Here is a 21,478-nt window from a genome sequence, read left to right on the forward strand (position 1 = left end):
CCCTGCTCCCAGGGTGGCCGGCATGGAAGGGCTGACTGCTCTGGGCGGAATCGCCGGGAGCGGACACGCCGTCAGCGGAATCCGGAACCTTCCGGACGGACGTCAGGCCGTGGCGCGGTGGTCCGGGTCGTGCATCTCCCCGACCAGCTCCTCCAGCACGTCCTCCAGCATCACCACGCCGAGCGTGCGCCCGTCCTGGTCCAGCACGGCGGCCAGGTGGCAGGTGGCCCGGCGCATCGCGCCGAGGGCGTCGTCCAGCGGGAGGCTGCCGCGCAGCACCGTGATCGGCCGCCAGAGGCGGGCCGGGACCGGCGCCGAGATGTCCTCCACGTCGAGGATGTCCTTGAGGTGGAGGTAGCCGAGGTAGCCGTGGCCGGCCGGGTCGCCGTCGGTGACCGGGAAACGCGAGAAGCCGGTGCGCAGCGCCAGCTCCTCGACCTCGGCGGCGGTCGCCTTGGAGTCCACGGTGACCAGCTGCTCGGGCTTGAGCAGCACCTCGGTGATCGGGCGGCGGCCCAGCTCCAGGGCGTCCTCCAGACGCTCCTGGCGGCCCTCGTCGAGCAGGCCGGCGTCCCGGGAGTCCGCCAGCAGGTACATCAGCTGCTCGGTGGTGAAGACCGACTCGACCTCGTCCTTGGCCTCCACCCTGAAGAGCCTCAGGATGCCGTTGGCGAAGGCGTTCAGCACCCGGATCACCGGGGCGAGCCAGCGGGCCAGCCGGTCCAGCGGCGGGCCGAGCCAGAGCGCGGCCTTCTCCGGGGCGGCCATGGCCATGTTCTTCGGCACCATCTCGCCCATCACCATGTGCAGGAAGACCACGACGGCGAGCGAGATCCCGTACGAGAGCGGGTGCATCAGGCCGGACGGGACGCCGATCGCGTGGAACGGGCCCTCCAGCAGGGAGGCGATGGTCGGCTCGGCCAGGGCGCCGAGGCCCAGCGAGCAGACGGTGATGCCGAGCTGGGCGGCGGCCAGCATCGCGGAGACGTTGGAGAGCGCGTGCAGCACGGTGCGGGCGCGCTTGTGCCCGGCCTCGGCGAGCGGCTCGATCTGGCTGCGGCGCACCGACACCACGGCGAACTCGGCGCCGACGAAGAAGGCGTTGCCGAGCAGGAGCAGCAGCGCGACGGCCAGTTGCAGGGCGGTCATCGGCCCTCCTCCCGGTCCTCGTCGAACTGCGCGGGCGCGGTGGTGCGCTCCACTCGGACCTCGGTGGTGCGGTGGCGGTCGACACCGGTCACCGTGAAGCGCCAGCCGGGCAGCTCGGTCTGCTCGCCCACCTCGGGGAGCTTGCCGAGCAGGTCGGTGACCAGACCGGCCAGGGTCTCGTACGGGCCGTCCGGGGCGTTCAGGCCGATCCGCTCCAACTGGTCGATCCGGGCGCGGCCGTCGGCCTCCCAGACCGGCAGGCCGTCGACCGGCGGCAGCGGGAACAGCTCGGGGTGGTCGTCAGGGTCGTGCTCGTCCTGCACCTCGCCGACGATCTCCTCGACGATGTCCTCGACGGTGACGACGCCGGCGGTGCCGCCGTACTCGTCGACCACGATGGCCATCGGCTGGAGGCGGCGCAGCTGGTCGAGCAGCCGCTCGGCGGGCAGCGTCTCGGGCACCAGCAGCGGCGCCGAGGACAGCGCGCCAACCCGCACCAGGCCGCGGCGGGCGGCCGGGACGGCCAGGGCGTCCTTGAGCGTGACGATGCCGGTGACCTCGTCCAGGCTGTCGGTGTAGACCGGGAAGCGGGACAGGCCGGTGGCCCTGGTCAGGTTGATCACGTCGGAGGCGGTGGCGTCGCCCTGGAGCGCGGCCACGTCCACCCGCGGGGTCATCACGGACTCGGCGGTCAGCTCGCGCAGGCCGAGGGTGCGGACGAACAGCGTCGCCGACTCCTCGTCTATCGCGCCGGCCTTGGCCGAGTGACGGGCCAGCGAGACCAGCTCGTCCGGGGTGCGGGCGTGCCCCAGCTCCTCCTGCGGCTCGACGCCGAAGGCCCGGACCGTCCGGTCGGCGGTGCCGTTCAGAAAGCTGATCAGCGGGCGGCAGACGAAGGAGAAGGCCATGTGCGGGGCGGCGACCGCGCGGGCCACCTGGAGCGGGTGGGAGATCGCCCAGTTCTTCGGCACCAGCTCGCCGATCACCATCTGGACGACGGTGGCCAGCACCATGCCGACGACCACGGAGACGCCGCGCGCGGCCGAGTCGGGCACGCCGATGCCGGACATGACGGGTGCGAGCAGGGTCGACAGGGCCGGCTCGGCGAGCATGCCGACCACCAGCGAGGTGACGGTGATGCCGAGCTGGGCGCCGGAGAGTTCGAAGGAGAGGTGCCGCAGGGCCCTGGCGACCCGCTGGGACTTGGCGTCGCCCGCCCCCGCGGAGCGTTGCACCGCCCCGCGCTCGACGGTCACGAAGGCGAACTCGGCGGCCACGAACAGGCCGTTGGCGAGGATCAGGAGAACGGCTGCGAGCAACAGCAGCCAGGCGGTGATCACAGTGCCGCCTGCCTTCCGGGGATCGGAAGCGAGGCGGCGCAGGTACTACCGGACGGATCGTCCATCGAGGGGGAGTGTCACTCCTCTGGTCGGATGTCGGGCACTCGATCGGGAGCAGGGCGCACTTTGCCCTGCTTTTACCAGCGTAGACCATACCCGGACGGAGGTAAGGGCACCCTTCGGCCCGCCGGGGGCACGGTGCCCGGAGCGGGCTGCCGGGAGCGGTGCCGGAGTCGAGTGGAGGGGGTGGACGGGCAGGTGGCGGCTCAGCCCCGGGCGTGCCGCTCGACCAGGTCGCGCAGCGCGCGGGCGTCCGCGATGGCCTGGGCCCTGCCGACCCCGGGCTGGATGCCGACCGCGGCGAGTGAGGTGCCGTCGGCCAGGTCGAGGGTCGCCCACGGGTCGCCCTGGCGGAGGTTGACCCGGACGATCTCGGCCCAGGCGAGCCGGCGGCGGCGGACGAAGTTGACCACCGTCACGCCGTCCGCGTCGGCGCTCACCCGGGGGCGGGCCAGCATCAGGCCGACGGCGGCGAACAGGACGCCGCTGGCCGTCATCATGATCCGGTCGTTGAGCTGCCAGTTCTCCGGGAGCATCACGGCCATCGCGGAGAACAGCGCCACCAGCAGCACGCAGACCGGCAGCAGCACGGCGCGGGTGCGGCGCGGCGCCCAGGTGACGGGGAACTGGACGGACGGCGTGGACACGTGGGGACTCCGGGGGTGGTTCTGGTGGCGGCAGCGCGAGGGGCGGGGACGCGGTCGGCGTCCCCGCCCCATTGAACCGTTCTTTACTCGCGGACGGGCGGCCAGGTCACCCGGGCGGCGCGGTCACGCGGGTCGCTCGGGTGCGCGGACCGGGCGGGTGCGCGGGCCGGGCGGACCGCTCGGGTCAGAGGCGGCAGGCGTGGATGTTGGTGACCAGGATGGCCCGGGCGCCGATGCTCCACAGGTCGTCCATGATCTGCTGGGCCTCCTTGCGGAGCACCATCGAACGCACCGCGACCCAGCCCTCGGTGTGCAGCGGCGAGACGGTCGGCGACTCCAGGCCCGGGGTGAGCGCGACGGCGGCGCCGACCTTCTCGGCGCGGATGTCGTAGTCCATCAGCACGTAGCGGCGGGCCACCAGCACGCCCTGGAGGCGGCGCAGGAACTGGTCGACCCGGGCGTCCTCGCCGGCGCCCTTGGGCCGGATCACCACCGAGTCGGAGACCAGGATCGGCTCGCCGAACACCTCGAGGCCGGCGTTGCGCAGGCTCGTTCCGGTCTCCACCACGTCGGCGATCACGTCGGCGACGCCCAGCTGCACCGCGGTCTCGACCGCGCCGTCCAGCTTGGTGACCGTCGCCTTCACCCCGTGGTCGGCCAGGTGCTGCTCGACCAGACCGGTGTACGAGGTGGCGATCCGCAGGCCCTCCAGGCCCTTGACGTCATCGACGTCCACGCCCTCGGGGCGGGCGAAGCGGAAGGTCGACCCGGCGAAGCCGAGCGCGAGCACCTCCTCGGCGTTGGAGTGCGAGTCCAGCAGCAGGTCACGGCCGGTGATGCCGACGTCGAGACGGCCGGAGCCGACGTAGACGGCGATGTCCCGCGGGCGGAGGAAGAAGAACTCCACCTCGTTGGCCGGGTCGACGAGGACGAGCTCCTTGGGGTCCTTCCGCTGGCGGTAGCCGGCCTCATGGAGCATCTCCGCCGCGGGACCCGAGAGCGAACCCTTGTTGGGGACGGCGATGCGCAGCATGGGAGGTTGCTTCCTTACCTGTTGGGAGGATGGGTGTGCTCGGGAGAGCGGGGTCTCTAGAGGTACTTGTAGACGTCGTCGAGGGTCAGGCCGCGGGCGATCATCATCACCTGAAGGTGATAGAGGAGCTGCGAGATCTCCTCCGCGGTCTGCTCGTCCGACTGGAACTCGGCGGCCATCCAGACCTCGGCGGCCTCCTCGACGACCTTCTTGCCGATCGCATGGACGCCCTGCTGGACGAGCTGCGCGGTACGGGAGGACGAGGGGTCGCCGGTGGCGGCCTTCTGCTGGAGCTCGGCGAAGAGCTCCTCGAATGTCTTCGAAGCCATGATGGGCCCACCTTACGGCGTACGGGCGGACGGACGGTAAACGGTCCCGGACCGTGGACAGTCGAGTGGACGTCCGCGCTCCGGGACCGTCCCGGCCGTCGTCAGAGCGCGGCGCGCAGCACCACGGCGGTGGCGACGGCGGCCGTGGCGGCCTCGTGGCCCTTGTCCTCGGCGGAGCCCGGCAGGCCCGCGCGGTCGATCGCCTGCTCCTCGTTGTCGCAGGTCAGCACGCCGAAGCCGACCGGGACACCGGTGTCCACGCTGACCTGGGCGAGGCCGGCGGTGGCCGCCTGGCAGACGTAGTCGAAGTGGGGGGTGCCGCCGCGGATGACCACGCCGAGGGCCACCACGGCGTCGTAGCCGCGCTCGGCGAGGTGCTTGGCGGCGACCGGCAGCTCGAAGGTGCCGGGCACCCGCAGCACGGTCGGCCCGGTGACGCCCAGTTCCTCGAACGCGCGGTGGGCGCCGTCCAGCAGGCCGTTCATCACCGTGTCGTGCCACTGGGCGGCGACGACGGCGACCTTGAGGCCGGCGGCGCCGTCGATGGTCAGTTCGGGGGCTCCGTGGCCGCTCATGGTTCCTGCTTCCTGTGGTGTCTCTGCTGGTGTCTCTGCCGGGAGGGGTGGTTCAGGAGTCGAGGCCGGGCAGGTCGTGTCCCATCCGGTCGCGCTTGGTGCGCAGGTAGCGCAGGTTGTGCTCGCCGGGCGCGATCTCCACCGCTTCGCGCCCCTTGACCTTGAGCCCGTGCTCGGTCAGCGCGGTCAGCTTCTGCGGGTTGTTGGTGAGCAGGGCGAGCGAGCGGACGCCGAGGTCCACCAGCATCTGGGCCGCGATGCTGTAGTCGCGGGCGTCCGCGGGCAGGCCGAGGTCCAGGTTGGCGTCGACGGTGTCCCGCCCCTGCTCCTGGAGCTGGTAGGCGCGCAGCTTGTGGGCCAGGCCGATCCCCCGCCCCTCGTGGCCGCGCAGGTACAGCACCACGCCGCGCCCGGCCTCGACGACCCGCCGCAGCGAGGCCTCCAGCTGGGGGCCGCAGTCGCAGCGCAACGAGCCGAAGACGTCACCGGTCAGGCACTCGGAGTGGACCCGCACCAGGACGTCCTCGCCCGCCGGCAGCCGCCCCTGCTCGTCCAGTCCGCCGGCCACCAGCGCGAGGTGCTCGACCCCGTCGAGGGTGCCCTTGTAGCCGACCGCGGTGAACTCGCCGTACGCGGTGGGCAGGGCGGTGGTGGCCGCCCGGTCGACGTGCAGCTCGGTGCGGCGGCGGTAGGCGATCAGGTCCTCGATCGAGATGATCGCGAGGCCGTGCTCCCTGGCGAAGGCGACCAGCTCGGGCAGCCGGGCCATGGTGCCGTCGTCGTTGACCACCTCGGCGATCGCGCCGGCCGGCGCGAGTCCGGCCAGCCTGGCCAGGTCGACCGCCGCCTCGGTGTGGCCGGGGCGGACCAGCACGCCGCCCTCGACGGCGCGCAGCGGGAAGACGTGCCCGGGGCGGGTGAGGTCGCCGGGCTCGGTGCCGGACGAGGAGAGCAGCCGTACGGTGCGGGCGCGGTCGGCGGCGGAGATGCCGGTGTCGACCCCCTCCCTGGCGTCCACCGAGACGGTGTACGCGGTGCCCTTGCGGTCCTCGTTGACCTGGGTCATCGGCGGAAGCCTGAGGCGGTCCAGCTCCTCGCCGGTCATCGGCGCGCAGATCACGCCGGAGCTGTAGCGGATGGTGAAGGCCATCAGCTCGGGGGTGGCGGCGGAGGCGGCGAAGACGATGTCGCCCTCGTTCTCGCGGTCCTCGTCGTCGACCACGATCACGGCACGGCCGAGGGCGATGTCGGCGATCGCCCGCTCCACCGGGTCGAGGACGAACTCGGACTCGGACTCGGACTCGGTGGCGCCGTTGCCGGACTGGTTCTCGGTCTGCTCGGTCATACCGTGGCTCCCTGCGGGACGGTGGCGGACTTGGCGCGCGGCTCACGGGTGCTCAGCCACCAGGAACGCAGGCCGAGCAGCACCAGGACGAAGTAGACGGAGTAGGTGAGGCCGGAGAAGGTGTAGCCGCTGTTGAAGGCGAACGGCACGCCGACCGCGTCGACCGCGATCCAGGCGAACCAGAACTCCACCCAGCCGCGGGCCTGGGCGACCATCGCGGCCAGCGTGCCGACGAAGATGTAGGCGTCCGACCAGGGGCTCCAGGACAGGCTGGGGTAGGACGTGAAGAGCAGGGCGAGGGCGACCGTGCCGGCCGCGGTGCCCGCCGCGAGCGCGATCCGCTCGGGCCAGCGCGCGAACCGTACGTCGATCCCGCCGCCGTTGCGACGGCCCCGCTGCCACTGCGCCCAGCCCCAGGAGGCGGTGGCGATCACGATCAGCTGCTTGCCGATCAGGCCGGGAACGTGGCCGCCCAGGTAGGCGGTGATCAGCACCGCGCCGGACAGCAGCTGGACCGGCCAGCTCCAGACCGAACGGCGCCAGCCGAGCGCGAGCCCGCCGAGGCCGAGGATGTTGCCGATCATGTCGGCCCACTTGACGTGTTCGCCGAGGACGGTGAACGCCTCGCCGCTGAGCCAGCTCACTGGGACTCCCCCGGGGCTGCGTCGACCGGCAGGCCGGTCGGGTCGGTCGGGTCTGTGGGGTTGATCAAATCGGTCAGGTCTGTCGGGTCGGTCGGGCCGGAAAGGCCCGGCAGGGCGGGCAGGGTGCGGGACTCCAGGAGGCGCTCGACGTACTTCGCGAGCACGTCCACCTCCAGGTTGACGCTCTCCCCCACGGACCTGGTGCCGAGCGTGGTCAGCGCGAGGGTGGCCGGGATGAGGCTGACGGTGAAGCTGTCCCGGGCGGCCTCCACCACGGTGAGGCTGACGCCGTCGACCGTGATCGAGCCCTTCTCCACCAGGTAGCGGGAGACGGTGTCCGGCAGCGAGAAGCGCAGCACCTCCCAGCGCAGCGTTCCGTCCGCGCCGCGCTCGCCGGGCTCGCGGCTCAACAGCCGCCCGGTGGCGTCGACATGGCCCTGGACGAGGTGGCCGCCCAGCCGGGCGCCGAGCGCCATGGCGCGCTCCAGGTTGACCCGGGAGCCGGGCGCCAGCTCGCCGAGGCTGGAGCGGTGCAGCGTCTCGGCCATCACGTCGGCGCTGAACTCGCCGGTGCCGGCGGCCAGTTCCGCCGGGCTGTCGACGACGGTCAGGCACACGCCGTTGACCGCGATGGAGTCTCCGTGCCGGGCACCCGTACAGACCACCGGGCCACGCAGGCGGATCCGCGAGGAGTCGCCGATCTCCTCGATCGACACGACCTCGCCGAGCTCTTCGATGATGCCGGTGAACACCCGGGTTCTCCTCGCGCTTGGGGCGCGGACTCCGGGGCGGCAGGGGAGATGACGCGGACGGGCAGCGGCGCACGGACCCCGGGCACACCCGTCGCCGGGATGCCGAAGCCGCCGGGAGATCGCTCGCCCGGCCCGGGAAACACCGCTCCCGTCGTCGCACCTCACCGAGGCCCGGAAGGCCGGCTGTCGCCTGCCGATGGACCACGGGTACTGCTCTTCGTCCGCCCGCGCACGCCTCCCATCCGGACTTTAACCGTCGGTCCAGGAATTTCACCTGGTCAACCGGCCGCTGGCTGCGGACGGGTCGCGGACTGTAACCGCCGGTTCGGATTTTCACCGACCCCGGAGTGCGCTGAACGTCACTGCTTGATGCCGTCATTCTGCCACGGTCGACGCAGGCGCAGGGAGAGTCTCCGACTGTGGCCTGTTTCACGGGCTTGCGGGGAATGCGCGGCAGCCTGCTACCCGCCCCCTGCCCGGCCCCGCGAAACGGCGGGCCACGGCCTCAGGGCGCGGCCGGGGCGGCGATCGAGGTGAAGTGGGTGACCTCCGGGGGGTGGGCGAGGTAGCGCAGCTCGCCCTCCGACCAGACCGGCCTGATCCGCCACATCGGGCCGGCGTACCCGCGCAGCGCCTCCTCGTCGCGCCAGCGGCTCACCACCAGGACGCGGTGCCCGTCCTCGGAGACCGAGCGCAGCAGCTCACCGCCCAGGCAGCCGTCCGTCCGGCCCAGCTGCGGGATCACCTGGGCGGCCAGGTGCGCGCAGAACTCCTCGATGCGACCGGCCAGCACCTGCCCGGCCCAGATTCTGACGATCACGACCACCACCTCCGGCTGCGGCTGGTGCCCCTGGCCCCATTATCAGCGGAAATCCGCTGGTGAACAGGGGTCCGGGTGGTCCTTCACCGAGGGGTCCGGGACTGCCGGCCGGTGGGGCGCCGAGGGGCCTCGGTTAGATTTCCGGCATGACCATCACACCGGAAGCCACCGTTCCGTCAAGTACCGGTCAGGACCGCCCGAGCGGCCTGTTCGGGGCTCTCAGCGCGGGTGCGCTCAGCGATCCCGCCCAGTTGCGCGAGATCTACGAGCAGCCCGGCGCCCAGGCCCGCGGCAAGCAGGTCGACCGGCTGCACGAGGTCGCCCAGCGCCTGATCGCCTGCTCCCCGCTGGTGTTCGTGGCCAGCTCGGACGCCGCCGGGCGCTGCGACGTCTCCCCGCGCGGCGGGCCGGCCGGGCTGGTCTCGGTGCTCGACGAGTACACCCTGGCCCTCCCGGACGCCACCGGCAACAAGCGGCTGGACACCCTGCACAACGTCCTGGAGACCGGCCGGGTCGGGCTGCTCTTCGTCGTGCCCGGCCGGGACGCCACGCTGCGGGTCAACGGGCGGGCCTGCGTCTCGACCGACCCGGAGCTGCTGCGGCAGCTGACCGCCGTCGGCAAGCCGCCGCGCAGCGCGATCGTGGTCGCCGTCGAGGAGGTGTACGGGCACTGCCCGAAGGCCTTCCTGCGCTCCTCGGCGTGGAAGCCGGAGAACTGGCTCGCCCAGGACGCCCAGCCGAGTTCGGCGGAGGTCACGCTCTCGCACCTGCGGGACGAGTCGCTGACCGTGGAGATGATCGAGCAGAACGAGCGGGAGGCGCTGCTGTACCGGTACGAGTGAGCTGCCGGGGCACCCCGTGCCGTTCGCGGGGGTCCCTGGCGTTTACGGGGGCCCCTGGCGTTTGCGGGGCCCCTGCCGTTCCCGCCCCGCCCGGCGGCCGGTCCTGGCGGGCCGGGCGCCGGGCGGGGCGCGCTCAGGCGGCCTTGGGCACGTCCACCACGGGCGCGCCGTCGGCGGCCCGCTGGACCGCTTCGACGCCCTTGTGCGCGGCGTCCTTGCTGACGTAGCCCTGGCCGGTGGCGACGATCTCGCCGTTGCCCGCCTTGAGCCGGAACCGGTACTTGCCGCCGGCGTCCTGATAGACCTCGAACTTGCCCGACATCCGGGCCACCTCCTCGTGGGCGCTCGACGCGCCCGCTCTCCGGCCCCCGGCAGCACCGTGCGCCCGGCGGCGGGGCGGCCGCACCCGGTCGGCGGCCGGTCGGGTGAAGCCGGGTCCGTGACGGTTTGCGGGGGTGCCGGGACGGCCGCCGCTGGTTTGAATGGACGGATGGACTGCGTCTTCTGTGCGGTGGTGGCGGGCGACGAACCGGCGCACCTGGTGCTGGACGACGAGGCGGCGGTGGCCTTCCTGGACCGCCGGCCGCTGTTCCCCGGGCACGTCCTGGTCGTGCCGCGTGCCCACCACCCGACGCTCGCCGACCTGCCGCCGGCCGAGGTGGGACCGTTCTTCCTGCGGGTGCAGCGGGTGGCCGCGGCCGTCGAGCGGGGGCTGGGCGCGGCGGGCAGCTTCGTGGCGGCGAACAACCGGATCAGCCAGTCGGTGCCGCACCTGCACGTCCACGTGGTGCCGCGGAATCCGAAGGACGGGCTGCGCGGGTTCTTCTGGCCTCGGCGGCGGTATCCGGACGAGGCGGGGGCGGCCGAGGTCGCGGCCCGGCTGCGGGAGGCACTGGAGGGCTGAGGTCCGCTGCCGCGTGCAGCGCGGGGCGTACCTCCACAGGTGCATCGGAGGGGGTCGAAATCGTTTTCCGGGCGGACGACTTCGGTCGGCGGGGGAGCCTACCCTCGGCTCATGAACGAACTCGCCTCCCTCGTGCAACAGACGGTCGACCGGCTCGCGGAGCGGCACGTCGGTGCGGTGGTCGCCGGGCTGGCCGGTGGCGACGTGGAGATCCGTGGTGCCGGACGGACCGGGCCGGACGGCGGGGTGCCCGGACCGCACACGCTGTTCGAAATAGGGTCCGTCACCAAGGTGTTCACCTCGCTCGTGCTCGCCCGGCTGGTCCTCGACGGAGGCGTCCAGGTGGACGAGCCGCTCGCCGAGGTGCTCACCGGGGCGCCGGGCGGGCCCGCCGCGGTCCCGGCCAAGGGCCGGCAGCCGATCACCCTCCGCCACCTCGCCACCCACACCTCGGGGCTCCCCCGGCTGCCGCGCGGCATGGCGGTGCGGTCGCTGCTGTCCCCCAACGATCCCGACCCGTACGCCGGTTGCACCGCCGAGCGAATACTCGACGGGCTGGCCCGGACGCGGCTGCGGGCCACACCGGGGCGCAGCTTCCGCTACTCCAACCTCGGCGCCGGGCTGCTCGGCCTGGCACTCGCGCAGCGGTCCGGCACCGGGTACGAGGAGTTGGTGGCCCGCGAGGTCTGCGAACCGCTGGGCCTGGTGGACACCTGTGTGCGATCGGACGCGGAGCGGTCCGCACGGCTGGCCCACGGGCACACGGGGGGCGGGCGGCCGGTGCCGCACTGGGAGTTCGCGGCCGTGCCCGGGATGGGCGGGCTCCGGTCGACGGCCGCCGACCTCGCGGTGTTCCTGCGGGCCCAACTCACCGCCGGGCGCGAGCCGGACGCGCCGCTGGCGCCCGCGATCGCCCTCACCAGGGAGACCCGCCACCGGGTCAACCCGTTCGCCTGGACGCACCTGGGCTGGCTCGGCCACCGGCTGCACACCCAGCAGGGCGGGCACCTCCAGATCTGGCACAACGGGGGCACGGGCGGGTTCAGGTCCTTCGTGGCCTTCGACCCGGAGAAGCAGGTGGGCGTGGTGGTGCTGGCCAACACCCGCCGCCCGGCCGATCCGGCCGGCACCGCGCTGCTGCGCAGGCTGCAGAACGAGTTCGCGACGACGGCCTGAGGGCTCGGACGCCACTCCGCCGCGGCCGGGGGATTTCGACCCGAATGTGCTGATCGGCACTGTTGTCGGAGGTGGCGGGCGGTCGATCCTGAGCATCCGACGGTTGCGGCTCTCCCGAGGGGCCGCGGAGTGGAAGGAGCTCGGCATGGCAGTGGATCGGTCCGCGGCGCGCGTGCTGCCGCACGGCCCGGGAGGCGTTCGCCTCGTCCGCACCCACCCCCGTGGCGAGGGGCTCCGGCCGGGGCGCGATGATAGCGGGGCCGATTCGGGCCAAAGGGTGTCGATTGGCACTGTCGTCTCAGGCGACGAACGGTCGATGCTGGGGATTCGGCAGTCGCGGTTCCGCTTGGGGAGCCCACCGGGTGAGAGGGGGCCGACATGGCGGTGACGTGGCCGCCGACGCGGGTGCGGTCGGCTGGTGCGGTCGGTGTGACCGGTGCGCCCGGTGTGACCGGCCCGGCTGGTTCGGCCGGCCTGGTCGGCTCCCCTGACCAGGCCGGACGGCTCGGCCCGGTGGTGCGGCTGTACCGGCGCTTCCGGCCGCTGCCGCGGCGGGCGCGGCTGTGGGTTCACTTCTTCGCGGCGGCCGTCGCCCTGGCCGCCTGTCTCGTGCTCGGGGAGTGGTGGCCCGCGCCCGTGCTGGCGGCCGCCACGGTGGTGGCGGTGAGCGAGTACGAGCGGCTGTGGCCGGCGCCCGGGCTGCGGTCCGTACGGGTCCACGAGGGCGGGCTGGTGCTCGTCTCGGCGGGCGGCGGCGAGGAGTCCCTGCCCTGGAGCGCCGTGGAGGCCACCGAGTACTCCCCCGGCGGGCCGTGCGGAGAGCACGAGCACGGACGAATATGGCCGGCCGGCGCGGAGGAGCCGCTGGTGCTGGCACACCTGCGCGGGCTGGCCGGGCTGTTCCGGGAGTCGGAGGAGCGCCTCTCCCCCGGGCTCCGGGCCGCCCTGCACGAGACGCTGCGCACCGAGGGGAGCGTCCGCTTCGCCCGGGGGCGGCTGACGGTGACGGCCCGCGGGCTGGTGCACCGGCCGCCGCACCCACTCGCCGCGACGGAGGCCCACCGGTGGGCGGAGGTGCACTCGGCCCGGGCGTCCGACCTCGGCGAGCTGGAGATCCGGACGCGCCCGGCCGGCCTCCCGCTCACCTTTCCGGTGCCCAACGCCCGTGCGGCGGCGGACTTCCTGGAGGACCTCAGGGCCGCCGCCGTAGGGTGGCCGCCCTCGGACGACCATCCCCTAAGGGGCCACGAGCCCTTCCCGGAAGGGATCACTACGCCGCTGAGTCGACGTCAGTTCCCTTGACAGCGGCCTACGGTCTCGGACATGAGCCGACTCCGTACGACCGCCGCCGCGGCGGCCCTGCTGCTCGCGCTGCCGCTGTCCGTGGCCACCGCCGTACCCGCCCTGGCCGCGCCGCCCATCGCCTCGGCCACCACCCTGGCCGGGACGCCCGCCCCCGCCACAGCCCGGGTCGAACTGCCGCGCCCGACGGGCCCGTACTCGGTCGGGCAGGAAGTCCTGCACCTGGTGGACCAGGACCGCCCGGACCCGTGGGTGCCCTCCGCCGGCCCACGGCAGCTGATGGTCTCGATGTACTACCCCGCGCACGCCGGAACGGGTACCCCGGCCCCCTACCTGACCACCGCCGCCGCCCAGGCGCTGCTGGACGCGAAACTGCCCGGCGGCCCCATCCCGGCCGAGGCGGCGGCCGGCGCCCGGACCTGGGCCGAGTCCGGCGCCCGGCCGAAGGGCGGCCACTACCCCCTGATCCTCCTGTCCCCCGGCTTCACCATGCCCCGGGCCTCGCTGAGCAGCCTCGCCGAGGACCTGACCAGCCACGGCTACGTCGTCGCCCTGATCGACCACACCTACGAGAACACCGGCACCACCTTCCCCGACGGCCAGACCCTCCCCTGCGTGATGTGCGGCCAGCTACGGACGCGGGAGGCGTGGCAGGGCCTGGACCGGAGCCGGGCGAAGGACGCCTCCTTCGTCCTCGACCGCCTGACCGACCGGCCCCACCCGGCCTGGCGCCACGCCCGGCTGATCGACCGCGACCGGATCGCCATGGCCGGACACTCCGCCGGCGGCGCCGCCACCGTCCCCGCCCTGCTCACCGACGACCGCATCCGCGCCGGAGTGAACCTCGACGGCTTCATGGACCTCCCGGTGCCGGAGTCGGGCATCGACGGCAAGCCCTTCCTGATGATCAACAACTCCGGCGACGACAAGGCGGCCAACTGGACCGAGAGCTGGTCGCGGCTGGACGGCTGCAAGCGCTGGCTGACCTTCGACGGCACCAACCACGGCAGCTTCACCGACTTCCCGCTGTTCTTCGACGCGTACGGCATCCCCCAACCGTCCGGGACCACCACGTCGAGCCTGCGCGGCCTCGACCTCACCCGCCGGTACGTCCGGGCCTTCTTCGACCTCCAGCTGAAGGGCGTCCCGCAGCCACTGCTCGACGGACCGACCGCCACCGACCCGGAGGTGCGGTTCACCCACTGAGGGCCACCCCTGGTCACCGCTCCCGGGTGACAGCGGTCCCGGGCGGGGCCGTCGGCACGCCGCCGGCGGCCCCTCGGCGTGCGGCCCCGACGGCGTGCGGGCCGACGGTCAGCCGGTCGGCGGCGCCGCCGAGGCGATCGGTTCGAGCAGCAGGTGAGGGCGGAGCAGGGCCCGGGAAACCGGGTCCTCCCGGTGCGAGCCGGCGCGGGCGGGGTTGGGGCGCATGACGACCGCGGCCGGCGGGACGGGCCCGCCGCCACAGGCGGGACAGACGCCGACCGGGTCGAGGTCGGTGCCGCAGCCGGCGTGCGCGAAGAGGTGGTACGAGCCGCCGTCGGTGGCGTGCCGGCCACCCCAGCGGCTCAGCTGGTAGAGCGGTCCCCAGAGTTCGAGGCCGGTCCCGGTGAGCCGGTAACCGTGGCGCAGCGGCGCCTGCCGGTACGCCTCCTTGCGCAGCACCCCGGCCGCGACCAGGGCGTTGAGGCGCGAGGCGAGGACGGCGCGCGGGATGCCGAGGTGGGCGAGGAAGTCGTTGAAACGCTGCACCCCGTAGAACGCGTCGCGCACGATCAGCAGGCTCCAGCGCTCGCCGACCACCTCCAGCGCGCGGGCCAGTGCGCACTCCTGCAGCTCGTAGTCGGTTCCCAGGGCCATGGGCGTCAGCCTAGTCCACCCTCCTCAAGGGTTCAATGAACAGACCGACAGTGGTAGCGTGCCGCCCGAGATGAAGGTTCGTTCACCAGACCATAGGTCCGGCCCCCGGAGGGAACACCCATGTCCCCCGCACCACCTGGCTCTTCACCCAGCTCACCCGTCTCCCCCGCCGCCCCGGGCCCGCGCGTCCGGCCCGCCGCCACGCTGGCGACCACCGCGACGGCGACCGCCCTGACCACCCTCGCGTACACCTCCCCCACCGCCTCGCTCGCCGCCACCGCCCAGGCCGCCCATCTGGGCGCCACCGGCCGCACCTGGATCCTCACCGGCACCCTGGTCGGCATCTCCGCGCTCCTGCTCACCGCCGGAAGCGCCGCCGACGACCACGGCCGCAAGCGGGTCTTCACCTTCGGCGTGCTGCTGTTCACGGCCGCCGAGGCGCTGGCCGCACTCGCCCCCGGCGGCGCCGTCTACCTGGTCTCCCGGGTGCTCCTCGGCGCCGCCTCGGCGGCCGTCCTGGCACCCGCGCTCGGCCTGATCGGCCACGCCCACCCTCCCGGGCCCGACCGGATCCGGGCACTCGGAGTCTGGGGCGCGGCACTCGGCCTCGGCATCGCGATCGGGCCGGTGTACGGCGCCCTGGTCCAGCAGTGGGCCGGGTGGCGCGCGGTCAGCGGCGGCATCGCGGTGGGCTCGGCCGTGGTGGCCGGCTGCGCCGTCGCCGTCCTCACCGAGTCGCGGGCCGAGCGGCCGCGAGCGCTCGACCCGTACGGGGTGCTCACCCTCGCCGCCGGCACCTCCTGCCTGATCGCCGGACTGGCCGAGGGCCGCGACGGCTGGGGGCGGCCCACCGCCGTGGCGCTGCTGACCGGCGGGGTGCTGCTGCTGGCGGCGTTCGCGGTGGTCGAGGCGAGGGTCCGGGAGCCGATGCTGGACCTCGCCCTGTTCCACGAGCCCGGCTTCGTCGCAGCCACCGGCGGGGCGCTGTTCACCGGGCTGTCGCTGGTCGGCTTCATGAGCTACCTGCCCACCCTGCTCCAGGGGGTGCTCGGCCTGTCCGGTCCGGCCGCGGCCGGCGTGCTGGTCCTGTGGTCGGGCCTGTCGGTGGTCTCCGCGCTCCAGGCCCGCCGGCTGGCCACCCGGCTGACCGCCACCACCCAGGTCGCCCTCGGTCTGCTGGTCTGCGGAGCGGGCGAGCTGGGCCTGTACGGGCTCGCGCCCGGCTCGTCCTGGCTGCGCCTGGCGCCGGGGCTCGCGGTCGCGGGCGTCGGCAGCGGGGTGCTCAACGCGGCCCTGGCCCGGCTGGCGATCGGCAGCGTCCCGGCGCACCGGGCGGCGATGGGCTCCGGCGCCAACAACACCTCCCGCTACCTGGGTTCGGCCCTCGGCGTGGCGGTCACGGTCGCCGTCGCCGGGTCCGCCCGGCCCGGCTCGCCCGGCCCCGCGGCGGCGGCCCGGGCCCTGGCGGCGGGCACCGACCGGGCGGTCCTGGTCGCGGCCGCCCTCTGCCTGGTCGGCGCGCTGCTCGCCCTCGCCGCCCGGGCCGCCGAAGCCCGCTCGGGCACGGAGCCGGACGCCGCACGGCCGGCCCGCCGGCCCACGGTCGTGCGGTGAAGCCCGGGACGTCGGCCCGGCCGATGTCCTGCCCACCGGGCCACGCTCCCGTCGGCGCCACCGCCCTGGCGCCCCCGGGCCGGGCGCCGGGCGCCGATCGTGGCCGGGCGCCCACCCGCGGTGCCCGCTGCCACGGTGAGCGGCCGCCCGGGGCCGCGTGCGAAGATGGCAGGGCTGGTGGGAACGATCTCCGGACGTCATCTGGGACGGTTCTCTGGCCATGGTGGACGACTACGCGCAGCGCGCGGGGCAGCCTCGGCGTGACGCCCTGCTGATGGTGCCGATCGCGACGGCGCTGATCGACGCCGACGGGCGGATCCTGCACTGGAGCAGTGACGCGGAGGCACTCCTCGGACACTCCGTGCGGGAGGCGGTCGGGGCACGGGCGGCGACGCTGCTGAGCTCGGACGAGCGCCGGCCCGAGGTGCTCCGGCTGTTCCGGCAGATCCTGGCGGGCCGGTCCTGGTCCGGGGTCTTCCCGGTCCGGCACCGGGACGGGCACCTGGTGGACCTGGAGTTCCGCACCCATCCGATCCGCGGGCCCGGCGGCGCCCCGATGGTGCTGGCGGTCGCCTCCGAGGTGACCACACTGCACCGGCTCCAGGCGGACCTGGCCCTCCTCGACGGGTTCTTCACCCAGTCCCCGGTCGGCATGGCGGTCTTCGACACCGACCTGCGCTTCGTCCGGCTGAACGAGGCGCTCGCGGACGCGAACGGCCTGCACGGCGATGAGCCGCTGGGCCGACGGCTCACCGAGGTGCTGCCCAGGATCAACGCCGCCGAGTCCGAGGAGGTGATGCGCCGGGTGCTGGAGGGCGGCGAGCCGGTGGTGGACGACCTCGCGCACGGCCGCACCCCGGGCGACCCGAACCACGACCACGCCTGGTCCGCGTCCTACTTCCGGCTGAAGGACCGCGGCGGCCGGGTGCTCGGGGTGTGCGCCACGGTCATCGACATCACCGAACGGTTCCACGCCGACGCCAGAGCGGTGCGCGCCCAGGAACGCCTCGCCCTGCTGGTCGACGCGACCGCCTCGATCGGCACCACGCTGGACCTGCGGCAGACCGCCCGGGAGCTGACCGACGCGATGGTGCCCAGGGTCGCCGACATCAGCGCGGTGTTCGGACTGGAGGAGCTGGAGGCCGGCCGGAGCGTCGAGCCGCCCGCCCCGGACGCCCCGCTGCTGGTGCGCCGCCTGGCGATCTCCACCGCCGACGCGCTCTACCCGGCCGAGGCCCTGCCGGTGGACGCCGTGTACGAGCTGCCGCCGGACTCCCCGTACTCCCGGGCACTGACCAGCGGGCGGACGGTGGTCGTGCCGTCCTGGGAGCTGCCGATGCTGACCGAGGGCCTCAACGAGAGCCGCCGCCTGGCCTACCTCGGCGACCGCCCGCGCTCGGTGCGGATCACCCCGCTGGTGGCCCGCGGCACGACGCTCGGCATGGTCGTGTACTCGCGGCGCGGCTCGCGGGAGTCCTTCGCTGAGGCGGACATCACGCTCGGCGACGAGCTGTCCTCGCGCGCGGCCGTCGCGATCGACAACGCCCGGCTGTACCTGCGCCAGCACCAGACCGTGCTGGCCAGGCAGCAGGCGCTGCGCGAGGCGAAGGCCGCGCAGGAGCGGCTGGCGCTGGTCAACGTGGCCTCCACCCGGATCGGCACCACGCTCGATCTCGCCCAGACCGCCCAGGAGTTGGCCGAGGTCGCGGCGCCCCGGCTGGCCGACACGGTGGTGGTGGAGGTGCTGGAGGAGCTGGTCCGCGGCGAGCGCGAGGCGACCGCCCCGGCGGACGGTTCGGCGCTGCTGCGGCGGATGGCGTTCCACTCGGTGCGCGGCTCGACGCTGGCGCCGATCGCCCGCACCGGCAACCTGCACCGCTTCCTGCCCGGTTCGCCGTACGCGTGGTGCCTGGCACACCGCAGGCCGGTGCTGGTGCCGCGGATGGACGAGGAGGGCATGGCCTGGTTCGCCGACGACCCGGTGCGCACGGCCGCCGCACTGGAGCAGAACGTACGGTCGTTCATGGTGGTCCCGCTGATCGCGCGCGGCACCCCGGTCGGCGTGGCGGGCTTCTACCGCACCGTGGCCGATCGCCCGTACGTGGACGACGACGTGGCGCTGGCCGGGGAGTTGGCGGTGCGGGCGGCCGTCTCGATCGACAACGCGCTGCTGTTCACCCGCGAGCGCGACGCGGCGGCCGCCCGGCAGCGGGCGCTGGACGAGGCCTGGGCGGCCCAGCAGCGGCTGTCGCTGCTGAACGAGGCCAGCAACCGGATCGGCACCACGCTCGACCTGTACCGCACCGCCCGGGAGCTGGTGGAGGTGGTGATCCCGCGGTTCGCCGACTTCGTCACCGTGGACCTGCGCGACGCGGTGCTCAGCGGCGAGGAGCCGGGGCCGGTCCCGGCGGAGGGCGCGGTGCTGATGCGGGCGGTGGCGGTCGGCGACTCGGACTCGGAGGGCGGCATGCACGAGGCCTCCGACCAGGTGGGCGAGACCTCGCAGTCGGCCGGCCTGTACGCGCAGAGCCTGCGCACCCGGCGCTCGATCCTGGTCGCCGAGGTGACCGAGGAGGAGCTGCGCCGGATCGTCGCCTCGCCCGACCGGGTGCAGCCGAGCCTGGACGCCGGAGTGCACTCGTACCTGATGGTGCCCCTGGTGGCGCGCGGACAGGTGCTGGGCGGCGCGGAGTTCGTCCGCACCCGCAACCCGGTGCCGTTCGGCCCCGCGGACCGCTCGCTGGCCGAGGAGCTGGCCGCCCGCACCGCGCTGGCGATCGACAACGGCCGGCTCTACCGCCGCGAACGGGACACCGCGCTCACCCTCCAGCGCAGCCTGCTGCCGCAGGAGGTGCACCGCACGCTCGGACTGGACCTCGCCTACCGCTACCTGCCCAGCAGCGTGGTCAGCGAGGTCGGCGGCGACTGGTTCGACGTGGTGCCGCTCTCCGCGGGGCGGGTCGCGCTGATCGTCGGCGACGTGATGGGCCACGGCATCAGGGCCGCCGCGACCATGGGCCAACTCCGCACGGCGGCACGGACGCTGATCACCCTCGACCTGGACCCGGCACGGGTGCTGTACCGGCTGGACGAGGCCACCGCGGCGATCGGCGAGGGCCAGTTCGCGACCTGCGTCTGCGTGGTGTACGACCCGGTGGAGCGCCGCTGCACCGCGGCCTGCGCCGGCCACCTGCCGCCCGTGGTCGCCGACACCGAGGGGCGGGCGCACCTGGTCGAGCTGCCCACCGGCACCCCGCTCGGGGTCGGCGGAGTCGCCTTCGAGAGCGCCGAGTTCACCCTCCCCGAGGAGGGCATCCTGACCCTCTACACGGACGGGCTGGTCGAGCGCAGGGGCCAGGACCTGGACGAGGGGCTCCAGTTGCTCTGCCGCACCGTCGCCGACCGGCGCGGCTCGCTGGAGCAGACCTGCGACGCCGTCCTGAGCCGGCTCACCGAGAGCACCGGCGAGGACGACATCGCCGTCATCATGGCGCAGGTCCGCCCGCGGGGCGCGGACCGGATCGCCATCCTGCCGCTCGGCGGCGACCACGCGATGGTCGCCCACTCCCGCCGCTTCACCCGCGAGACGCTGATCGCCTGGGGCCTCGACGCGCTCGCCGACTGGGCCGAGCTGCTCACCAGCGAGCTGATCACCAACGCCCTGGTGCACGCCGGATCGCCCACCCAACTGCGGCTCTACTGCAACAGGGTGCTCACCGTCGAGGTCGCCGACCGGGACACCGAGGTGCCCCGGATCCGCCGCGCCCACAGCGAGGACGAGGGCGGCCGCGGCATCCACCTGGTCAACGAGCTCGCGCACCGCTGGGGCAGCCGCCGGACCAAGGACGGCAAGGTGGTCTGGTTCGAACTGGAACTGCCCCCGGGAGCCTCACCGACCGCCTGACCAACGGCCGGCGGTCGGCGGCCGTCACGAACAGGCATCGTGACCGAAGGCCTGGACCACAACCGGCAAGGCGCTCGCCGGCCACCGCGGAAGCGACGCGGCCCCCGCGCCGGGATTCCCGGTCCGGCCGGCTAGGCCCCGGTGGCGGCGCCGTCGGCCCAGCCCTGCGGGTCGGTCCAGGCGGCCAGGGTGCGGCGGCTCTCGAAGCGGCGCTCGCGGCCGGTCAGCGGGTCGGTGAACTCGACCGTCGAGGCCAGCAGTTGCAGCGGGCGGCGGAAGTCGTCGGGGGCCGGTTCGGGCAGCACCACCGGGTAGACCGGGTCGCCGAGGATCGGCAGTCCGAGCCCGCACATGTGCAGCCGCAGCTGGTGGGTGCGCCCGCTCAGCGGCCGCAGCCGGTAGCGGGCGAGGCCGTCGCGGCGCTCCAGCAGGTCGACCGTGCTCTCGCTGTTCGGCGGTGCGTCGGTCTCCCGCGCGGCGATCACCCCGCGCTCCTTGACGATGTGGCTGCGCACGGTGCGCGGCAGGCTCAGCTCCGGGTCGTACCCGGCGATCGCCTGGTACTCCTTGCGCACCAGGCGGTCGCGGAACAGCGTCTGGTAGGCGCCGCGCTCCTCGGGGCGGACGACGAACATGGCCAGGCCGGCGGTGAGCCGGTCCAGGCGGTGCGCGGGGCTGAGCGCGGGCAGGCCGAGGGTGTGCCGCAGCCGGGACAGCGCCGTCTCGGTGACGTGCCGGCCGCGCGGGGTGGTGGCCAGGAAGTGCGGCTTGTCGACCACCACCAGGTGCTCGTCGTGGTGCAGCACGACCAGCTCGAAGGGGACGCGCACCTCCTCGGGGAGGTCCCGGTAGAACCACAGGTGCGCGCTGGGGCGAAACGGTTCCGCCGGGGAGATCGGGCCGTGCTCGCCGACGATCTCGCCGTCCCGCAGCGCCGCGTCGATCCGCTCGGCCGGGACGGCTGGCAGCCGGTCCACCAGGTGGTCGCGCACCGTCGGCCAGGGGCCCTCGGGCGGCAGCTTCAGGTGCGCCGGGTCCACGCCGTGGCGCTGCGGGAGGGGGGAGGCCGGGCGGCGGCTCTTGCGTCTCATGTCCCGGCCCAGGGTAGTGCGCGCCGGCGTACGGCCCGCGCCGAGGTGCCGACCCGGGGCCGGGCGGGGACAGTGGGTCGGAGGCCCTCGT

Annotated in this window: 20 protein-coding genes and 1 riboswitch; of the genes, 7 read left to right on the forward strand and 13 right to left on the reverse strand. The window is 74.0% G+C overall.

The features are described 5' to 3' along the window. Positions 1 to 102: 102 nt before the first annotated feature. The 10 genes from ACIQOW_RS35585 to ACIQOW_RS35630 form a co-directional block, all read right to left on the reverse strand. Positions 103 to 1,149 (reverse strand): hemolysin family protein, encoded by a 1,047-nt coding sequence (locus tag ACIQOW_RS35585; RefSeq protein ID WP_401091998.1) that lies wholly within the window; start codon positions 1,147 to 1,149, stop codon positions 103 to 105. Beyond that, positions 1,146 to 2,489 carry a hemolysin family protein gene (locus ACIQOW_RS35590; RefSeq protein ID WP_401091999.1) on the reverse strand — a complete coding sequence of 448 codons (1,344 nt, stop codon included), beginning with the start codon at positions 2,487 to 2,489 and terminating at the stop codon, positions 1,146 to 1,148. Before ACIQOW_RS35590 ends, ACIQOW_RS35585 begins: the two co-directional genes overlap by 4 nt. 266 nt (positions 2,490 to 2,755) lie before the next feature. Then, positions 2,756 to 3,196, reverse strand: coding sequence for a PH domain-containing protein (locus ACIQOW_RS35595; RefSeq protein WP_317620354.1), 441 nt, complete (start codon positions 3,194 to 3,196; stop codon positions 2,756 to 2,758). A gap of 184 nt (positions 3,197 to 3,380) precedes the next feature. After that, complete coding sequence (gene hisG / locus ACIQOW_RS35600) at positions 3,381 to 4,229, reverse strand: ATP phosphoribosyltransferase (RefSeq protein ID WP_188299759.1); 849 nt, start codon at positions 4,227 to 4,229, stop codon at positions 3,381 to 3,383. Positions 4,230 to 4,285: 56 nt separating this feature from the next. Continuing rightward, positions 4,286 to 4,558, reverse strand: a complete 273-nt coding sequence (locus ACIQOW_RS35605; RefSeq protein WP_097238956.1) for a phosphoribosyl-ATP diphosphatase — start codon at positions 4,556 to 4,558, stop codon at positions 4,286 to 4,288. Between the two features lie 101 nt (positions 4,559 to 4,659). Further along, positions 4,660 to 5,133: a 6,7-dimethyl-8-ribityllumazine synthase gene (gene ribH / locus ACIQOW_RS35610; RefSeq protein ID WP_401092000.1), complete on the reverse strand. Its 474-nt coding sequence runs from the start codon at positions 5,131 to 5,133 to the stop codon at positions 4,660 to 4,662. Positions 5,134 to 5,185: 52 nt separating this feature from the next. Further along, complete coding sequence (locus ACIQOW_RS35615) at positions 5,186 to 6,478, reverse strand: bifunctional 3,4-dihydroxy-2-butanone-4-phosphate synthase/GTP cyclohydrolase II (RefSeq protein ID WP_401092001.1); 1,293 nt, start codon at positions 6,476 to 6,478, stop codon at positions 5,186 to 5,188. Continuing rightward, on the reverse strand, positions 6,475 to 7,122 hold the full coding sequence (locus tag ACIQOW_RS35620) for a nicotinamide riboside transporter PnuC (protein WP_401092002.1): 648 nt from the start codon (positions 7,120 to 7,122) through the stop codon (positions 6,475 to 6,477). The genes ACIQOW_RS35615 and ACIQOW_RS35620 overlap by 4 nt, the downstream gene beginning before the upstream one ends. Continuing rightward, the gene (locus ACIQOW_RS35625; protein ID WP_401092003.1) at positions 7,119 to 7,874 is read right to left on the reverse strand and encodes a riboflavin synthase; all 756 of its coding nucleotides are present in this window, start codon (positions 7,872 to 7,874) and stop codon (positions 7,119 to 7,121) included. Before ACIQOW_RS35625 ends, ACIQOW_RS35620 begins: the two co-directional genes overlap by 4 nt. A 226-nt stretch (positions 7,875 to 8,100) precedes the next feature. Next, positions 8,101 to 8,228, reverse strand: a riboswitch (FMN riboswitch). A gap of 151 nt (positions 8,229 to 8,379) precedes the next feature. Further along, positions 8,380 to 8,694: an antibiotic biosynthesis monooxygenase gene (locus ACIQOW_RS35630; RefSeq protein ID WP_188299763.1), complete on the reverse strand. Its 315-nt coding sequence runs from the start codon at positions 8,692 to 8,694 to the stop codon at positions 8,380 to 8,382. Positions 8,695 to 8,840: 146 nt separating this feature from the next. On the opposite strand from ACIQOW_RS35630, the gene ACIQOW_RS35635 reads away from it, so the two are divergent. Then, positions 8,841 to 9,536, forward strand: a complete 696-nt coding sequence (locus ACIQOW_RS35635) for an MSMEG_1061 family FMN-dependent PPOX-type flavoprotein (protein ID WP_401092004.1) — start codon at positions 8,841 to 8,843, stop codon at positions 9,534 to 9,536. Between the two features lie 133 nt (positions 9,537 to 9,669). On the opposite strand, the gene ACIQOW_RS35640 is transcribed toward ACIQOW_RS35635, so the two are convergent. Beyond that, positions 9,670 to 9,858 (reverse strand): DUF1508 domain-containing protein, encoded by a 189-nt coding sequence (locus ACIQOW_RS35640; RefSeq protein ID WP_188299765.1) that lies wholly within the window; start codon positions 9,856 to 9,858, stop codon positions 9,670 to 9,672. A gap of 168 nt (positions 9,859 to 10,026) precedes the next feature. On the opposite strand from ACIQOW_RS35640, the gene ACIQOW_RS35645 reads away from it, so the two are divergent. The 4 genes from ACIQOW_RS35645 to ACIQOW_RS35660 all read left to right on the forward strand — a co-directional run bounded on the left by ACIQOW_RS35645 (position 10,027) and on the right by ACIQOW_RS35660 (position 14,124). Beyond that, positions 10,027 to 10,440, forward strand: a complete 414-nt coding sequence (locus tag ACIQOW_RS35645) for an HIT family protein (protein ID WP_401092005.1) — start codon at positions 10,027 to 10,029, stop codon at positions 10,438 to 10,440. 111 nt (positions 10,441 to 10,551) lie between these two features. Further along, on the forward strand, positions 10,552 to 11,616 hold the full coding sequence (locus tag ACIQOW_RS35650; RefSeq protein WP_401092006.1) for a serine hydrolase domain-containing protein: 1,065 nt from the start codon (positions 10,552 to 10,554) through the stop codon (positions 11,614 to 11,616). Between the two features lie 429 nt (positions 11,617 to 12,045). After that, positions 12,046 to 12,918, forward strand: coding sequence for a hypothetical protein (locus ACIQOW_RS35655; protein WP_401092007.1), 873 nt, complete (start codon positions 12,046 to 12,048; stop codon positions 12,916 to 12,918). A gap of 21 nt (positions 12,919 to 12,939) precedes the next feature. Further along, positions 12,940 to 14,124 (forward strand): alpha/beta hydrolase family protein, encoded by a 1,185-nt coding sequence (locus tag ACIQOW_RS35660; protein ID WP_401092008.1) that lies wholly within the window; start codon positions 12,940 to 12,942, stop codon positions 14,122 to 14,124. A gap of 108 nt (positions 14,125 to 14,232) precedes the next feature. On the opposite strand, the gene ACIQOW_RS35665 is transcribed toward ACIQOW_RS35660, so the two are convergent. Further along, positions 14,233 to 14,778, reverse strand: coding sequence for a winged helix-turn-helix transcriptional regulator (locus tag ACIQOW_RS35665; RefSeq protein WP_401092009.1), 546 nt, complete (start codon positions 14,776 to 14,778; stop codon positions 14,233 to 14,235). Between the two features lie 120 nt (positions 14,779 to 14,898). Between ACIQOW_RS35665 and ACIQOW_RS35670 the strand changes: the two genes are divergently transcribed. Then, positions 14,899 to 16,392, forward strand: coding sequence for an MFS transporter (locus ACIQOW_RS35670; protein ID WP_401092010.1), 1,494 nt, complete (start codon positions 14,899 to 14,901; stop codon positions 16,390 to 16,392). A 220-nt stretch (positions 16,393 to 16,612) separates the two neighbouring features. Further along, entirely contained in the window at positions 16,613 to 20,296 is a 3,684-nt protein-coding gene (locus ACIQOW_RS35675; protein ID WP_401092011.1) for a SpoIIE family protein phosphatase, read from the forward strand. A gap of 131 nt (positions 20,297 to 20,427) precedes the next feature. On the opposite strand, the gene ACIQOW_RS35680 is transcribed toward ACIQOW_RS35675, so the two are convergent. Continuing rightward, positions 20,428 to 21,387 carry a pseudouridine synthase gene (locus ACIQOW_RS35680; RefSeq protein ID WP_401092012.1) on the reverse strand — a complete coding sequence of 320 codons (960 nt, stop codon included), beginning with the start codon at positions 21,385 to 21,387 and terminating at the stop codon, positions 20,428 to 20,430. Positions 21,388 to 21,478: the final 91 nt, after the last annotated feature.

This window comes from Kitasatospora sp. NPDC091335, from assembly GCF_044757205.1.
Taxonomy (GTDB): Bacteria; Actinomycetota; Actinomycetes; order Streptomycetales; family Streptomycetaceae; genus Kitasatospora.